Source organism: Megasphaera elsdenii DSM 20460, from assembly GCF_003010495.1.
GTDB classification, from domain to species: domain Bacteria; phylum Bacillota; class Negativicutes; order Veillonellales; family Megasphaeraceae; genus Megasphaera; species Megasphaera elsdenii.
This window is the reverse complement of record NZ_CP027570.1, coordinates 1,382,197-1,399,124: the sequence shown is the minus strand read 5'-3', so window position 1 is coordinate 1,399,124 and position 16,928 is coordinate 1,382,197. Positions and strand designations below refer to the sequence as shown.

The window sequence follows — 16,928 nt, the reverse complement described above, 5'->3', positions numbered from 1 at the left end:
AAACTGTGAAGCAAAGGGACCTTGCATGATGACAGAAGCCTTCATACGTCTCACTGCACGACGAGGGACCGCGGTTCCAGCATGGCCTGCAGCGTGTGCCGCAAATCTTCTGTCGTTTCTACCCAATATTTTTCATTGGTCAAAATCGTCTTGCGGCTTCCCATGAGGTGGAAATAGACCTTGACCGGTCCCGGATGCTGTTCCAGGACCTGGCCGATGCGGCCGGCCAAGTCGGTCCGTTCCAGGTGAGCCGGAATCTTGATGAACAGTTTCGCACCCATGCCGGGATGCCAATAGTCACCGGCCTGACGGGCTGCCGAAGAGGAAACGGCTGCCGGCTGCACAGGTTCTCCCTTTTCCTGGTCCAGCGGCTTCACTTCTTCTGCCAGGATCTGGATACTGTCGTCGTTGATGTCGGCCCGGCCGCGGATGGCGACGGCCATATCGACGGCAACAGCCTGCTGATAACGGGCATAGGTCTTGGGAAAGACGACGACCGACACGGTATGGGTGAAGTCTTCCACGGTAATGATGGCCATTTGTTCATTGCGCTTGGTCATGACCTGTTTCTTAGCCGTAATCAAGCCGCCGACATTCATCAGCTTGCCATCATATTGGCGTCCGTCGTCCCCATAGAGGACGGACAAAGGCGTCAATTTCTTCATGATATCCTTATATTTATTGAGGGGATGGCCGCTAAAATAGAAGCCATCGTATTCTTTTTCCATAGCCAGGCGCATTTCAATGGGATATTCGTCGATATCAGGATATTCCAGTTCCGTCATGACCGTTTCTTCATCATCGAAAAGCCCCATTTGTCCCGACGCATAATCTTTCTGGCTCAAAGAACCCATGGCGATAGCCTGGTCGATGACGGCCATGAGCTGGGACCGCTTTTTGCCAAAAGAATCCATAGCGCCGCATTTGATCAAGCTTTCCAGCGCCCGCTTGTTGACGATATGGTAATCGACGCGGCTGCAAAAATCGCCGAGCGACGTAAATGGGCCGCCTGCTTCGCGGGCCTTGACGATGGCGTCGATGGCATTGCTGCCGACGCTCTTGACGCCAGACAAGCCGAAGCGGATGGCCCCGTCCTGAACGGAGAACATGGATACGCTGGCATTGACATCCGGCGACAGGACCTGGACGCCGTGACGACGACATTCGGCGACGTAGTAACTGATTTTACTGACATCGTTGATCATGCTGGTCATGGTCGCCGCCATGAATTCCGGCCGGTAATGGGCCTTGAGGTACGCCGTCTGCCAGGCTACGTAAGCATAGGCGGCAGAGTGGGATTTATTGAACCCATAGCCGGCAAAATAGACCATGAGGTCGAAGACCTTGTTGGCAATGTCGTCGGGAATCTCATTCTTCCGCGTCCCTGCCAGGAAATTCGCCCGCTGGGCGACCAGGATGGATTCTTTCTTCTTGCCCATGGCGCGGCGCAGCAAATCAGCCTGGCCCAGGGAAAAGCCCCCCATGACCGAGGCGATCTGCATGACCTGTTCCTGATAGAGGATGACACCATACGTATCTTTCAAAATCGGCTCCAGTAGCGGGTGCAGGTAGGTGACTTTCTTTTCGCCGTGACTGCCTTTAATGAAGTCATCGACCATGCCGCTGCCCAAAGGACCCGGACGGTATAAGGCGACGAGGGGAATCATATCTTCGAAATGCTTCGGTGCCAGTTCCTTGACCAGGTTGGTAATGCCCGATGATTCCATCTGGAAGACGCCGGCCGTGTCGCCTTCGGTCAGGAGCTGGCACGTTGCCGGGTCATCCAGGGGGATGGCATTGATATCCAGGTCGATGCCGTGGTCTTTTTTAATCATCTTGACGGCATCACCGATAACGGTCAGCGTCCGCAGCCCCAGGAAGTCCATCTTGAGCAGGCCCAGTTCTTCGACGAGGTCCTTTTCATACTGTGTCGTCAAGTCGCCTTCCTTGGAATATTGGACCGGCACGTAGTCATCGACAGGCACCGCCGAGATGACGACACCTGCGGCGTGAGTCGACGAATGGCGGACCAGGCCTTCCAGGGATTTGCCGAAATCGACGAGGCGGTGGACCGTAGCGTTATGTTCATATTCCTCGCGAAATTCCTTGCTCATCTTCAAGGCCTTGTCGAGGGTCATGCCCAATTCATTGGGGACCAGCTTGACGATGCGGTTCACTTCACTCAAGGGGATATCGAGGACGCGGCCGACATCGCGCAAGACAGCCTTTGCCGCCAGTGTCCCGAAGGTGATGATCTGCGATACGTGGTCGACGCCATACTTCCGGGTAACGTAGTCGATGACGCGGCCCCGGTTTTCATAGCAGAAATCCATGTCGATATCCGGCATGGTGACGCGTTCCGGATTGAGGAAGCGTTCGAAGAGGAGGTCGTACTTGAGCGGGTCCAGTCCGGTAATGCCCAGCAAATAGGCGACGACGGACCCGGCAGCCGAACCACGGCCAGGGCCGACGGGGATTTCATGGTCGCGGGCATATTTGACGTAATCCCAGACGATGAGGAAGTATGACGGGAACCCCATGGTGTCGATGACACCTAATTCATAGTCCAGGCGCTGGCGGACTTCCGCTGTAATGGGGTCGTATTTTTCCGGCAGGGCCTGCTCGCAGAGCTTGCGCAAATACGACGAATCCGTTTCCCCTTCCGGTACCGGGAACTGCGGCAGATGGCGTTCATCAAAGGAGATTTCGACGTTGCATTTATCGGCGATTTCCAGCGTCGTATCCAGGGCTTCGGGCATATCGGCAAAGAGATCGGCCATTTCGTCGCCGCTCTTCATATAAAACTCATTATTATAGAAACGGAAATGCGACGGGTCATCGAGGGTACTGCCCGTAGAAATACAGAGCTTGACTTCCTGTGCCGCTGCGTCACTGGGGTCGATGTAATGGTAATCATTGGTCGCCACCAGCTTCAGACCGTACTCCCGGGACCAGCGCTTGAATACCGTGCGGACGACTTTTTCCTCGGGAATCCCGTGATTCTGGACTTCCAAGTAAAAGTCATCCTTGCCGAAAATAGAGACCAGGCGATCCAGCGTCCGCTTGGCCCCTTCTTCATTATGATTGAGGATATCCTGCTGGATGTGGCCTTCGATGCAGGCACTCATAGCGATGAGCCCTTCATGATACTGTTCGAGCAGATCATAGTCGACGCGGGGCTTGTGATAATTATTTTCCCCATCGACGAAGCCTTTGGACACGATTTTGATGAGATTATGATAGCCCTTATTGTCCTTGGCCAACAAAATCAGATGGCAAAGCCGTTCCTTGGTCTTCTTTTCAAAACGGCTGCCCCGGGTCATATACACTTCACACCCCAGAATCGGCTTGATGCCTTGGGCTACGGCTTCTTTATACAGATAAATGACACCGTACATATTGCCATGATCCGTAATCGCCACAGCCGGCATATTCAACTCCTTGGCCCGCTTCACCATATCGGGAATCTTGCACAAGCCGTCGAATAAACTGTACTGAGTATGAACATGCAAATGAACAAAAGGCCGCATCCAAAAAATCCTCCTTCAAAAAAATCGCTAATGAGATACTATTATCCGTAATGGTTAATTATATCACATTAGCGATAAGATTGTTAGGGGGGCGTTTAGGCAGTTCGCAGGCTGCCTCGGATTCAAATTAACGACATCGCCTCGAGTGACCCGCGGCTCGTGGAAAATAATCCTACTGGTGCATCAGCTTAAATCGAAAATAGCTTTTCTAAAGTACCATTTTCCATATCCGCAATATTGTATAGCGTATCCATAACCTGAAAAGTTTCTTCTAAATTACGAGCTGCGCTTTTCCATCCTCCACCATCAGTAATCCAAACAAATTTTACATCCGTTATATCTTTAGATTCTTCTGCAATCATCTTATAACTCCGGCTCGTTTCATTTAATTTAGAGCCTCCTGATGTATAGAAATTAGTTTCAATAACATATATCATATTTTGCGTTTTCACAACAAAATCCCAACGTTTTGTCGTCGTTCCCTGCGCTGAAATTGCCGATAAATCAACACTCCATTTTTCTTCCACATCTGACAAATACATTTCTTTATAATACTCTACGCCTGTATGCTGAATATAGCGTTCAACAAGATCTTCCATTTGATCGCCACCGCGATTTTTTCTTCCATTCGTATCCAATCCCGTTTCAACACCAAGACAATAATCATACAAATTATTAATAATATGATTGGCAATCAAATCAAACAGCCCTGTCTTTTCCATAAAATAGACATATTGCTCAATAGACTGATTCATTTTATGAAAATTATAGGTAAAAGCACCGTTCTCATCTTGCGCATAAATTTCATTAGCTCGTACTGCTAAAATGATAGGAATACATTCCAGTACTTCAGGATAACGATGCAAGATATCAACAAATTCTTCTTTTATATTCTTGCTGCCTACTAGGGCATTGAGAATATGAAGCTCAACTTTCTTTTCCTCAACGTTTTTATATATTTTAGGAAAATCTATATAGTAATTATACTGATTTATTGATTTTCTCATGGTCTTCAGCCAATCTTTAAAGTTTCGTTTGCACATTTTTTTAATCTCCTTATAGATAAGTCAATATATCCGTCATTACTATCAATGCCAATATATTTTCTTCCTAATTTTTGTGCTGCCACGCCCGTCGTCGAAGATCCGCAAAATGGGTCCAACACAATATCGCCAGCATTAGAAGAAGCTTTAATAATTCTTTCCAAGATAAATAATGGTTTTTGCGTCGGATGCCTGCCTTCCGTTTTTTCGGATGGTGGAGTGAGCGAAGTAGTCCAAACATCCTTCATTTGCTTTCCACCATTTTCCGCTTTCATCAAGTCATAATGAAAAGTTTGTTTTGCTTTCTTATCATTCAATTTAGCCCAAATAATTGTTTCTGTCGAATGGGTAAAACAACGACAAGCTAAGTTAGGCGGCGGATTGGACTTTTGCCAGGTAATATTATTGATAATCTTAAACCCTTCTTGTTCCAACGCCATGCCAATAGAAAAAATATTATGCAGCGTACCACTAATCCAAATACTGCCATTCGGTTTTAAAATACGATGGCAGCGATGAAGCCATCGCCGATTAAATCGATGTTTTGCAGGCCAGCCATCAGCAGCATCCCAATCTCCTTTATTGACAGAAACTTGTTTTCCCCCAGAACAAGTAAACCCGCCATTTGATAAAAAATAGGGCGGATCGGCAAAAATTAAATCAACAGATTGCGATTTCAGTTTATCTAAAACTTGAAAAGTATCTCCCAAAACAAGCATAGAATTTTCCGTCTCATAAGTCGGTATAATCTGTTGTCCTTTAAATAGTTTATCCATTTTTCCTCCGTCAGTAATTTGTAATAATAACCTCTTTCCCCGTTCGCTTCTTGGCATTACGGTTAATCAATCTTTTTACATCAATAGACTGTATTTTATACCCTTTATTCCCATATAATTCATAAACTAAGGGGGTATCATTATTGGATAACATAATAAAAACGCCTCGGTCATTTAATACATCAAATAAATTCGCCAATCGCTGATGATCGGCTAAGGTAAATCCATCAGCAGTATAGTCTGTAAAATTAGCCGTCTCAGTAACCGGTATATAGGGACTGTCAAAGTAAACAAAATCGCCAGCCTGGACCTGATTGCAGAAAATTTCAAAGTCTTCATTGCGAATGAGTATATCATTATCCCGAAGATACTTCCCTATAGCCTGTAAATTACTTTCATCAAAAGAATTTCCTTTTTCCCTTCGATTCCAAGGCACATTAAACAGACCTTTTTTGTTAACACGATACAGACCATTAAAACAATGCTTGTTTAACCAAATCATAAGAGCCGCTACTTCTGTATCCAAAGTACAGCCTTGCATAATTTTTTCGTTATATTTTTTTCTTAATCGGTAATATCTTTCTTTATCACAAAGGACAGAATCTAAATTTCTCAGCCGTTCAATCACTTCGTTTTCGTTTTCTTTTAGCTGCCGATAAATATTGATTAAAACACTATTAGTATCATTAATAGCAGCTTTTTTAGGAGATAAGCCTAATAAAAAAGCGCCTCCCCCTATAAAGGGTTCATAATATCGACCGTACTGCACTGGAAGTTTTGCAATCAAAGTATCCAACAGCTGGCTTTTACCGCCTGCCCATTTTACAAAAGGACTCATTTTAAATTCTGTCATTATTTTACCTCAATCTAAAAATTATCACTCGTATTATTGTACCAATAGCCTCCCTATCTTTCAACTAATTTTGTGAAATACGAATAAATGTTCATGTGCCAGTAACAAAAAATTATACTTTACACTATTTGTTTTCCAAAAGCCTGTCGCTCTACAATTGTGCTGTTCTTTTATAATCATCTCTTTTAAAGAAAAACCTTGTTGCAAAAATAAATCCATAACCCAAAAGCTCAACGGAATAACATGTCCTTTTTTCCGGATATCTCCCATTAGAATCGCACAAAATTTTCCTTTTTTAAGAACACGATAACATTCACAAACCACTTTTTTTATTTCCGCTAAAAACGAGTCAACATCCAGTCGAGACAAATCTTGTTCTATATCTTGACTATACTGAATAATATTTGCATAAGGAGGATGGGTACAAATAAAATCGATTGATGCATCTTGTATAAAATGAAGATTCCGTGCATCTCCTTGTTTCAAATAAATTTTCCCCATATTCGGACATGAAAAATCACATTTCTTTCGGCATCGGTCTAGAGCCTGTTCATTTACGTCAACGCCTATACAATTCCGACTTAATAATTTAGCCTCAACTAAGGTCGTTCCTCCACCTACAAAACAGTCTAAAATCCTATCCCCTTCGCCAGAATATCGAAGTATTAAATTGCGTGGGATGTAGGGAGACCAATTCCCACGATAGTTACCATCATGCGTCGCCCATTTTCCTCGTTGTGGAAAAGACCATACCGATGTCATTTCCAAGGTAAAATCATCTGGTTGCCATTTCATTTTATCACCTCAAATAAACTTTTATCATCATAAATGTACGAGGTTAAAATGAGAATATCATAAAAATTCACTCAAGAATCATTAAAAATTCATTAAAAAGTCAAAAGTGCCTCAAAAATTGAGTATAATAAAGATCCATATAAAATGACTAAAAAGTCAATTTAAAATTTATTTACGAAAGGGGTTTTTATTATGACTCATATTCCAAACACCCATGGCGGAGGCGCAAAAACCAATAAAAATGGTTTAAGATTTGAACAAACGACTTCGTTAAAAGATGCCTTACAATATCATAACTTCATATTAAATCCAATTTCATCAAACCGGAAATCAATCGGTTATGAAGTCTACAATGAGCAGAAACTTATTGGCTATTCAGTTCCCAAACATGCTTTATATTCTTGCTTTTTAGCACCACGTGGAATCGATTATCGTCAGTATAATTCAAAACAATGGCTTCCTGATGAATGTTTCATTAATGAAATAACAAAAACGGCGTTTATCATTGAAAAAAAGTTTCAAAGCGAATCTGGATCCGTTGATGAAAAATTGCCTGGTTGTCATTTCAAGAAACAAGAATATGAAAAATTGTTTTCTCCATTAGGCTATTCCGTAGTATTTATTTACGTATTCAATGATTGGTTTCAACACTCCATGTATCGCGACACCTTGCAATATATTGCAAATATGGAATGTTACTACTTCTTCAATGAAATTCCTTTAGATATATTGCAATTAAAATAGGCCATTAATTCACTTATTGAATAAGCCAAACGACTCATACATGAGAATCCCCCTTCTCATATATGAGTCATTTGGCTATCATTCAATATAATTTTTTCTCACCAACAAAAAATCTAAAAACCTCTTTCTCTACACAAAGAATCAATTTCACGCCATCCCATATGACGCATAAAATTGGCTGCATAATCTACTTTTTTTTGCTCTATTAACAAAGTGTATATGCCAAGCCTTTTTATTCTTTTTCCTAAATGAGTTCCTTTTTTATTTTCCTCTGCAATCATTCCCATGTAAAGAATTGAAAAAATGATATCTAAAAGTTCCGAATCTTCTTGATAAGTATATGCTATCATCGAAATTTTTTGTAATACAGACAGTTCAGCTACTTTACCGGTTAAATTATATATCTGTATAAAGTCTCCATATATCCTTTTGTAACCATATTTATTAGCATATTCTTTCAATATTGTAAAATAATCTGAATCTTTAGGCGAATACCTTCGGCCATTTCTATTCGTTAAATATACACACCAATCATCAAAATATCCGGTATCAAATGATAGATATGTTCCATTAGAAAATTCTTTAATTTTTCTTTCCATAAAAAATCGCCTTCTTAATAATTGGTTTCCCCATTTCCCCTACTCCCAGTCATCATACTAGCTGTCGTCATCGGGGTTATCCCAATTTCCGTCGTAATCGCGGCTTGCCCGTTCCTGCTCTTTATTCCGTTCGTGGAGTTCGTGCAAAATCAGTCCGGTTCCTACGGCAGACAGGAAGGCGGCATCATCAGCGTCGAGTTGATGGTCGCGCTGGGTATTTTCTGAGGCTGGCTGGATGTTTTCTTTTTCAAGGGCTGCTGCCTTTTCTCTTTCTTTTTGTTCGGCCTGTTTCTGGCCGCTGCGCCGCAGGGCGCAGACGATGACGAAGGTTGTCAAGGTCGCGGCGATGATGGCTTTCAAGAGGTCCGTGACGCCGAGCCACATATAGAGTTTAGCAATCCCTGTAATCAGTAAAAATAAGAAGATGATGAACCAAGCTGGCATAGCGCTCACCTCATATCATAAAAAAACATAGTTCCTATACTTTTATTATATCACGACTCGATTATTCTGAAACGTTTAACAGATTCTGCTCCCCTTACAAGCCTGTCTTTTTATGGTAAAATGGGAACAACGTCACAATATTTTATCATCAAGGGGGATTCTGATTTATGCTCAATCAAGTTTCTGTATTCGCTGAAAACACAAAAGGCGCTTTGCGCAAGATGACGTCGGTCCTGGCCGATGCCAATATCAATATCTACACGATGCTGGCCAATGACAGCGCCGAATTCGGCATCATCCGCCTCATCGTCACCGACCCGGAACTGGCTGTTGCCAAATTACAGGAAGCCGGCTACCAATGTCATGCAGACAAAGTCGTCGCCGTCGAAATGGGCGATACGCCGGGCTGCCTGGACAAGATTCTCGACAATCTCCGCCAGGCCAACATCTCCATCGATTATCTGTACATTTCCTATAACCGCCAGGCCGGCACACCGGTTGCCGTCTTCAAGACCCGCGAAATGGAAACGGAAACGTTCCTCCGCGGGAAAGGGTACACCTTGTTGGATACATTTTAAAAAAAAGGGCTTGTCGCACATGCGACAAGCCCTTTTAAGTTGTTAGTGGCTAGCAGTTAGTGGTTAGCGGATGGCTTTAACTTTGAAGGTTTTCTCTGCAAACTACAAACTCTGTGCTACAAACTATAAAGTAAAAGGGGCCACGCATGTTGGAATAAACCTTCATGCGACAGCGCTTTTTTAGTGGCTAGTGGTTAGTGGGTGGTCTTAAATTCAAAGAAAAGCGGGCCGCCTTATCAGGACGGCCCCTACGTTGCGTCCATAAGGCCGCTACGAACCACGAACCACTAATTACAATAATTCTGCCATGTCGTAGATGAGGCGTTCCGATTTTTCCCAGCCCAGGCAGGGGTCGGTAATGGATTTGCCGTACGTGCCTTCGCTGATTTTCTGGTTCCCGTCTTCGATGTAGCTTTCAATCATCAAGCCTTTGACCAGCTGTTTGATGTCGGCCGAATGTTTACGGCTGTGGATGACGTCTTTGGCGATGCGGATCTGTTCCAGGTATTTCTTGCCCGAGTTGGCATGGTTGGCGTCGACGATGACGGCCGGATAGGCCAGGTCACGCTTGCCATAGGCTTCGTACAGGCGCTGGAGGTTTTCATAGTGATAGTTAGGCATGCTGTTGCCGAAGCTGTCGACATAGCCGCGCAGGATGGCGTGAGCCAGCGGGTTCCCCTTTGTGCGGACTTCCCAGCCGCGGAAGAGGAAGTCCTGCGTATGCTGGGCCGCTTCAATAGAATTGAGCATGACCGAAATATCGCCGGATGTCGGATTCTTCATGCCCACCGGGATGCCGACGCCACTGGCGATCATGCGATGGAACTGGTCTTCGACGGACCGGGCGCCGACGGCTGCATAGGACAAGAGGTCCGACAGGTAGCGGAAGATTTCCGGATAGAGGACTTCTTCGGCACAGGTAAAGCCCGTTTCGCGGACGACGCGGGCATTCATTTCACGGATGGCGATGATGCCGCCCAGCATGTCTTCCTTGCCTTCCGGGTCGGGCTGGTGGAGCATGCCTTTGTAGCCGACGCCGATAGTACGCGGTTTGCTGGTATAGACGCGCGGAATGATGAAAATTTTATCTTTGACCTGTTCCTGGACTTTGACCAGGCGGTGAATATAATCGAGGACGGCCGGTTCGTTATCGGCCGAGCAGGGCCCGATGATGAGCAGGAAACGGTTGTCTTTCCCTGTCAGGATGTCCTTGATTTCTTCATCCCGTTTCGCCTTGATGGCTTTGACCTTGTCGTCGATGGGAAATTGTTCCATCAATTCCTGCGGTTCCGGTAATTTACGGATGTATTCCATTTGCATTTCCATTAGTATCTTCCCCCTGAATAAAAGTGATGTTGGTCACATTATATCACAGGTCAGGCGCTTTCCCTATAGGGAAAATCAGCCCAGGCGAACAGTAAACGTTATACGTTGGGCTTTGTACGACACATTGATTTTACCGTCCATGAGTTTCGTCAATTCTTCGGCCATAGACAGGCCGATGCCATAGCCGGCTTTCTGGCTGTTATGGGACGTATCGCCGCGGTAGAAGCGTTCAAAGAAGCGGGAATAGTCGACATTGGCCCCATCGGCATAGGTATTGGTCACGGCGACGACAGCCCCCTTTCCCAGGCGGGGACGGCGCAGGGAAACTTGGATGTCCCCGTGGTCATCGCAGTACTTGACGGCATTGTCGACGAGGATATTGACCAGTTCATACAGGCATTTGCTGTCGCCTTTGACATGGATGCCATCGGCAATATCAGTATGCAAGGTCTTTTCCGCATCAACAGCCAGCTGCTGGAAGGATTCGGCGACAGACCGGACCGTGGCCGACAAGTCGACATCGGTAATGACTAAATCGACTTGCGAGCGTTCGCCCATCTTGGACAGCATGATCAGGTCCTGGATAAGATTGGACAGGCGGCGGACCTGCTTGAGGATGCTGTCTGTCCACTGACTCTGGCCGTTGAGCATCTCGATGGCTTCGGCATTGGCTGAAATGATGGCAATCGGCGTCTTGAGCTCATGGCCGGCGTTGGTGATGAATCGTTTCTGGTTCTCCATGTTGCGGACGAAAGGCCGGATAGCGATGTTGCACATGGCCGCCAGGATGAGGACGTAAAGGATGACACAGCCCAGGCCGAACCAGAGAGAATAGCGAAGGAACGAGGAGACGGCGGCAACATCGCGTGTGCAGTCGAGGATAACGATGAGGAAACTGCCGTCGTCGTCAGGCATGATCATATAGGCATAACTGGCCCGTCCTTTCTTGAAAAATCCCTGGTTCTCCCCGCTTCTCCTGGCTTCGGCAACGGTCGTCCGGGCGTATTCGATGGCTTCCTTTTCAGAAAATGAGGCGATATGCTGGATGTCGATATGCTGTGCGTAGCCATCAGCACTGACGAGGACGCTGAAAAAGCGTATCTGATAGGCAAATTCCGGCGTTTCTTCCGTCCACGATGGGTCGCTGAAGAAACTGCCGTCATCGCCGCCGATTTTTTGCGGCACAGCGCCATCATTATGGATGATATAGGTCAATACGGACATGACCTGCTGATGCATCCGCATGTAGGCAATGGTATTGATGAGGCCCAGGGCGCCACCGAGGACGACGAGGACGCCGATTGTCGCCATGATGATGAATTTACGGCGCAGGCGTTTGATCATATTCATGGTCTAGACCTCCGCAGACGCTTCTTTCAAAGTCAGGACATAGTCCTGCCCTCTTTCGCCGACGATTTCGACATCGGCCTGGACGGCTTCGAGTTTTTCCCGTAAATAGGAGACATAAATAAAGACGATGCTATCGTCGACATCATCTTCGTCGCCCCATACATTGTCAAAAATCTGAGCTGTCGACAAGGTTTTGCCAACATTAGCCATAAAGAATCTCATGAGCTTCGTTTCCTTATTGGCCAGGCGGATGGAGTTGCGGCAGGCCAGTTCCTGTTCTTCCACGTCGAGTTCGACATTGCCGACGGTGAGTTTCGACGGTGTAAAGGCCGTCGACCGCCGCGTCAGAGAGCGCAGGCGGGCCAAAAGTTCCCCCATGGCGAAGGGCTTGGTCAGATAATCATCGGCACCGGCATCGAGGCCGGTAATGCGGTCGTCGATTTCGGCTTTGGCCGTCAGCATGATGACCGGCGTCATATTCCCTTTTTCACGGATTTCCTTCAAGGCCTGGACGCCGTCCTTCTTGGGCATCATGATATCGAAGATCATGCAGTCATACGACTGGGACAGGGCCTTATCGACGGCAGCCTGGCCATCATAGACGGCGTCCACTTCGTACCCGGAATGGGTCAGGATTGCCACTAAGGCAGCGGACATTTCTTTTTCATCTTCAGCTAAGAGAAGGCGCATGACAATTCCCCCTTATTCTTGTGCATGGATCAAATTGCGGATAGTCTGCATGGACACGTCGCACGATGCCAGTTCATCGGCACAGCGCTTGAGTTCCCGGACGATGAGTTCCGGATTCTTGATGTCATGCTTGTATTTCATCTGGTGTTCCAGGCTGGCCCAGGAATCCATGGCAATCGTGCGCAGCTGGACTTCAGCGTAAAAATGGCCCGGATTGGCGCCAGTCACGTCTTCATAAGGTTCTTCCAGTTCCAAAATGACGTGGTAACTGCGGTAGCCATTGGGTTTGACGTGGCGGATATAATCTTTTTCTTCGACGATGCGGACGCCGTCCAGGCTTTTGAGAAAATCAATGGCCCTGTAAATATCATCGAGGAAGCAGCAGACGATGCGGATACCGATGGCATCGCGGATATCGTGGAGTGCCGAGTAAGCCGTCTGCGGCAGGCCCTTGCGGTCGCATTTCTCCCGCATGCTGTTTTCCGACTTGATGCGGTAAATCAGATGTTCATAAGCGGCTTCGCCCGTCTTGTTCTTCATATCATCACTATAAGCCTGGATACGGCCGATAATATCATTCAGCGTCGCGTCCAAAGCCGGTCCATAGGAACCGTAGATAGAATCCATAATAGTATCACCTCATTCTATAAGTGTTGGAATGTAGGAATATTATAGCATAGAAAAAGGCTTGTCGCACGGCGACAAGCCTTTTTAGTGGTTAGCAGCTAGTGGTTAGTGGTTAGCCACGAACCACTAATCTTTCTTATTCGTTAAATAGTACGAAATGCGGCTCAGGCCGATGGACAGGTCTTCGCGGAAGACGAAGATGCCGTCTGGTACGGTCAGGCGCAGCGGTGCAAAGGACAGGATGCCCCGGATGCCGGCAGCGACCATCTGGTCGGCGACCTGCTGGGCAACGGCTGCCGGCGTCGTAATGATGCCGATCTGGATGCCTTCGCGCTGAATGACTTCGCCCATTTCAGAAATCGGCGTGACTTCGACGCCGCCGACGTTCTGGCCGATGATACGGTGATCGACGTCGAACAAGCCTGTCGTGCGGAAGCCCAGGCGGCCGAAAGTCTTATAGTTCGCCAAGGCCCAGCCGAGATGGCCGATGCCGGCGATGCCGATTTTCCAATGCTGCTGCAGACCGATGATTTCTACGATCTGCTGGCATAATTCGCTGACGTAATAGCCTACGCCCTTTTTCCCAAAAGCGCCGAAGCAGGTCAGGTCTTTACGGATCTGTTCCGGTGTAATGCCGAGTCGTTCCCCTAATTTTTCGGATGAGATAATATCGATTCCCGCATCTTGCAATAACAGCAAGTCCCTGTAGTACAGCGGCAATCGTTCGATGACAGCATCCGATATTGCCTTTTTCTGTCTCATGGATAATACCCTCCAACTATGTCCCAAGCTATTCCCTATAGCTATAAGTCATCTTATCTAGTGATAATAGTCACAAGCTTATTATATATCATTGTGAATTATTTCGCAAACTATTTTTGCTGTTTTTTTCACATTCTTCGCCGTACATATTGGCGAAAAGGGCGCTCATGAGCCAAAAGGTAAGTGAAATCTGGGTACTAAATAAATCGTAGTCGCTCATACCGCTGATGGCCAGGGACAAGACGGCGGCAGCCAGGCTCATGGCCAGAGAACGGTCAAAGGTATGTTCCTTATGGCTGCGCAAATAGCCGATGGCATACCAGGCATTGCCGAAGAAGAACCATAAGCCGAAAAAAAAGCCAGCCAGGCCCGTTTCAGCCAGGATGTTGAGGTACATATTATGGGCGTGGAAGATGACGATGCCCGCTTCCTGAATCAATTCATTATATACCGGATAGACGTGCTTGAAAGCGCCCCAGCCGATACCCAGGACGGGATGGTCGACGAACATGGCAATAGCCGCTTCCCACATGTCCATGCGCATGGACACGGACGTATCCGCTTCGCTGTGGCTGAAAATGGACATCAGGCGGTCGGCGACGCCACCGTGATAAAAGGCCAGGATCAAAGGACCTGCCAAAAAGAGGAGCCATACCCGTTTATCCCAGAAGAGGCCGAAGAAAAAGACCAGGGCGCAGACGCTGAGCCAGGCACCACGGGAATAGGTCAGGACCAGGCACAAGGCCAGGATGGCAAAAAAGGCCAGGTACATGACATGATGCCAGCGGTGGCGGGTACAGATCATCATCGACGCCGCCGCACTCATGATGATCAGCAGGAAGGCAGACAATAAGTTGGGGTTGTACAATGTCGAATACATGCGGCGCCGCAGCATGGGAAAGGCTGAATTATCGACCCATTCGGCTTCGTGGAGGGTCAGCATATGGGCATACTGGTACAGGCCGTACAGGGCGACGATGAAAGCACTGAGGAGGAGCGTCGAAAAGAGCAGGCGCCGCTCCCAGGAATGACGGACAAACAAGAGGATACCATAGTAGAGCACGACGTATTGCAAGACCGTGAAGACGTAAAAAGCCGTTCCCAAGAGGAAGTGTGGCGAGCCCACAAGAGACAGGAAGGCGGCCAGGGCAAAACCGGCTGCCGGCAGGGACAGCGGCGACTGGCGCAAGGTCAGTTTAGGATATTTTTTACAATAATAAAGCCCCAGTCCCAGGGCAATGATGAAAAAGCCTTCCATGATGAACAAGTTCAAAGGCATAAAAAAAACAGTCCCTGCCATGGCATAGACGACGCGCAGCCGTGCCCGCTCGGCTGGCGTACTGCCAGTCCGTATTATCCGCTTCATATCCTTCGCTCCTTACATTCCGTGTAAAATATATGTATCATTTTACCATAACAAGGCGCAAAGGCGCAATGAAAAGGGCTTGTCGCACGGCGACAAGCCCTTTTTGAGTTTGAGGTTTGCAATTGTCAAATATCACAATTCCATACGATATCTATCCCGGAAGTATTTCCGGACTTCTCCCTGGATGTACAGGGAGCCGACGATGCACAGGACCTGGTCCGGTTGGACTGCGGCCAGGGCTTTATCCAGGCCTTCGGCGATGGTGCCGGCCCAGTCGGCTTTACACGGCAGCATGGCCGCCATGGCTTTCGGGTCGGCCGAGCGAGGCGTCGGTGCCGGCGCGCAGATGACGTAATCGTCGTCGTGGAAGAGTTCCCGTACCATCTGGCTGTAATCTTTATCGGCCAGGACGGAGAACAGGAAGACCCGCTTCCGCGAGGCAAAGACATCTTCATAGGTCTTGCAGAAGGTATCGATACCGGCCGGATTATGGGCCCCGTCGAGGACGACGTCGATATCTCCGGCCTTGAAGACCTGGAAGCGGCCTGGCCACTGGACGTGGCGGATGCCGTTTTCCAGGACCGTCCGGGTCAGTTTCTTTTCATGGCGGGCCAGGATGAGCAGGGTCATGAGCGCAGCGGCACAATTCGTCCGCTGGTGTTTTCCCAAAAGCGGCAGGACCGTCGTAATGGCAAAGCCGTACTTTTCGCGGACCGTCACCATCTGCCCCGTTGCCGGGTCTTCCGGCCCGGCATTGCCGATGACGTCGAAACTGTGGTCCAGGGCGTAGAGGCGGCTGTGCTTTTCATAAGCCTTGCGGGCGATGACCTTCAAAGCGGCCCCATCAGCCGTCGTGACGACGGGGACACCTTCTTTGATGATGCCCGCCTTCTGTTCGGCAATGGCTTCGATCGTATTGCCACAGTATTTCATGTGATCCATGGCGACGTTGGTAATGACCGATACGACGGGGACGATGACGTTCGTCGAATCGAGGAGGCCGCCCAGGCCGACTTCGATGACGGCGTAATCGACGCCGATGTAGTCGAAATACCAGAAAGCGGCAGCCGTAATCATTTCAAATTCCGTCGGCCCTTCCCCGCCGGCAGCGACCATGGCCGTCACGGCGTCTTTGACGACGGCTACGGCTTTGGCGAAGTCGTCGCGGGAAATATCGTGATGGTCGATATGGATCCGTTCCGTGTAATCTTCCAGATGAGGCGACGTATAGCGGCCCGTCCGGAAGCCGGCTTCCGTCAGGACCGATGCGATCATGGCCGTCACCGAGCCCTTGCCGTTGGTCCCGGTGATGTGAATGGTCTTATAGTTATTCTGGGGATTGCCCAGGCGTTCCAGTAAAGCCTGGATACGCCCGAGTCCCAGCTGGATGCCAAAGACATTGGCTGATTCCAGATAGTCGATTGCTTGTTCGTAGGTCATGATTG

The 16,928-nt window shown here is 47.8% G+C and carries 16 protein-coding genes; 2 read left to right on the top strand and 14 right to left on the bottom strand.

Annotation, left to right across the window (positions count from 1 at the left end; genetic code table 11):
- Window positions 1-50: 50 nt before the first annotated feature.
- From C6362_RS06540 to C6362_RS06520, 5 genes are all read right to left on the bottom strand, one after another.
- On the bottom strand, window positions 51-3,530 hold the full coding sequence (locus tag C6362_RS06540) for a DNA polymerase III subunit alpha (RefSeq protein ID WP_014015933.1): 3,480 nt from the start codon (window positions 3,528-3,530) through the stop codon (window positions 51-53).
- A 188-nt stretch (window positions 3,531-3,718) separates the two neighbouring features.
- Window positions 3,719-4,573, bottom strand: a complete 855-nt coding sequence (locus C6362_RS06535) for a type II restriction endonuclease (RefSeq protein ID WP_014015932.1) — start codon at window positions 4,571-4,573, stop codon at window positions 3,719-3,721.
- Entirely contained in the window at window positions 4,543-5,349 is an 807-nt protein-coding gene (locus tag C6362_RS06530) for a DNA-methyltransferase (protein WP_014015931.1), read from the bottom strand. Before C6362_RS06530 ends, C6362_RS06535 begins: the two co-directional genes overlap by 31 nt.
- A 10-nt stretch (window positions 5,350-5,359) precedes the next feature.
- Window positions 5,360-6,202, bottom strand: a complete 843-nt coding sequence (locus C6362_RS06525; protein WP_014015930.1) for a DNA adenine methylase — start codon at window positions 6,200-6,202, stop codon at window positions 5,360-5,362.
- Between the two features lie 60 nt (window positions 6,203-6,262).
- Window positions 6,263-6,997: a TRM11 family SAM-dependent methyltransferase gene (locus C6362_RS06520; protein ID WP_014015929.1), complete on the bottom strand. Its 735-nt coding sequence runs from the start codon at window positions 6,995-6,997 to the stop codon at window positions 6,263-6,265.
- A 192-nt stretch (window positions 6,998-7,189) separates the two neighbouring features.
- On the opposite strand from C6362_RS06520, the gene C6362_RS06515 reads away from it, so the two are divergent.
- Complete coding sequence (locus C6362_RS06515) at window positions 7,190-7,741, top strand: PD-(D/E)XK nuclease superfamily protein (RefSeq protein WP_014015928.1); 552 nt, start codon at window positions 7,190-7,192, stop codon at window positions 7,739-7,741.
- A 113-nt stretch (window positions 7,742-7,854) separates the two neighbouring features.
- On the opposite strand, the gene C6362_RS06510 is transcribed toward C6362_RS06515, so the two are convergent.
- On the bottom strand, window positions 7,855-8,340 hold the full coding sequence (locus C6362_RS06510) for a DUF7004 family protein (protein WP_014015927.1): 486 nt from the start codon (window positions 8,338-8,340) through the stop codon (window positions 7,855-7,857).
- Window positions 8,341-8,397: 57 nt separating this feature from the next.
- Window positions 8,398-8,784, bottom strand: coding sequence for a hypothetical protein (locus C6362_RS06505; protein WP_014015926.1), 387 nt, complete (start codon window positions 8,782-8,784; stop codon window positions 8,398-8,400).
- 167 nt (window positions 8,785-8,951) lie between these two features.
- Between C6362_RS06505 and C6362_RS06500 the strand changes: the two genes are divergently transcribed.
- The gene (locus C6362_RS06500) at window positions 8,952-9,362 is read left to right on the top strand and encodes an amino acid-binding protein (RefSeq protein ID WP_014015925.1); all 411 of its coding nucleotides are present in this window, start codon (window positions 8,952-8,954) and stop codon (window positions 9,360-9,362) included.
- A 291-nt stretch (window positions 9,363-9,653) separates the two neighbouring features.
- Here the strand turns inward: C6362_RS06500 and C6362_RS06495 are convergent, their stop codons facing one another.
- The 7 genes from C6362_RS06495 to C6362_RS06465 all read right to left on the bottom strand — a co-directional run bounded on the left by C6362_RS06495 (window position 9,654) and on the right by C6362_RS06465 (window position 16,923).
- A complete protein-coding gene (locus C6362_RS06495; protein WP_014015924.1) occupies window positions 9,654-10,688 on the bottom strand; it encodes a 3-deoxy-7-phosphoheptulonate synthase in 1,035 nt (344 codons plus the stop codon).
- A 75-nt stretch (window positions 10,689-10,763) separates the two neighbouring features.
- Window positions 10,764-12,038, bottom strand: a complete 1,275-nt coding sequence (locus tag C6362_RS06490; RefSeq protein WP_014015923.1) for a sensor histidine kinase — start codon at window positions 12,036-12,038, stop codon at window positions 10,764-10,766.
- A 3-nt stretch (window positions 12,039-12,041) separates the two neighbouring features.
- Window positions 12,042-12,728: a response regulator transcription factor gene (locus C6362_RS06485; RefSeq protein WP_014015922.1), complete on the bottom strand. Its 687-nt coding sequence runs from the start codon at window positions 12,726-12,728 to the stop codon at window positions 12,042-12,044.
- Window positions 12,729-12,740: 12 nt separating this feature from the next.
- Window positions 12,741-13,355 carry a GTP pyrophosphokinase gene (locus tag C6362_RS06480; RefSeq protein ID WP_014015921.1) on the bottom strand — a complete coding sequence of 205 codons (615 nt, stop codon included), beginning with the start codon at window positions 13,353-13,355 and terminating at the stop codon, window positions 12,741-12,743.
- Window positions 13,356-13,481: 126 nt separating this feature from the next.
- Window positions 13,482-14,117 (bottom strand): redox-sensing transcriptional repressor Rex, encoded by a 636-nt coding sequence (locus C6362_RS06475; RefSeq protein ID WP_014015920.1) that lies wholly within the window; start codon window positions 14,115-14,117, stop codon window positions 13,482-13,484.
- Window positions 14,118-14,205: 88 nt separating this feature from the next.
- Window positions 14,206-15,483 (bottom strand): O-antigen ligase family protein, encoded by a 1,278-nt coding sequence (locus C6362_RS06470; protein WP_014015919.1) that lies wholly within the window; start codon window positions 15,481-15,483, stop codon window positions 14,206-14,208.
- Window positions 15,484-15,615: 132 nt separating this feature from the next.
- Window positions 15,616-16,923 (bottom strand): bifunctional folylpolyglutamate synthase/dihydrofolate synthase, encoded by a 1,308-nt coding sequence (locus C6362_RS06465; RefSeq protein ID WP_014015918.1) that lies wholly within the window; start codon window positions 16,921-16,923, stop codon window positions 15,616-15,618.
- Between the last annotated feature and the right edge of the window lie 5 nt (window positions 16,924-16,928).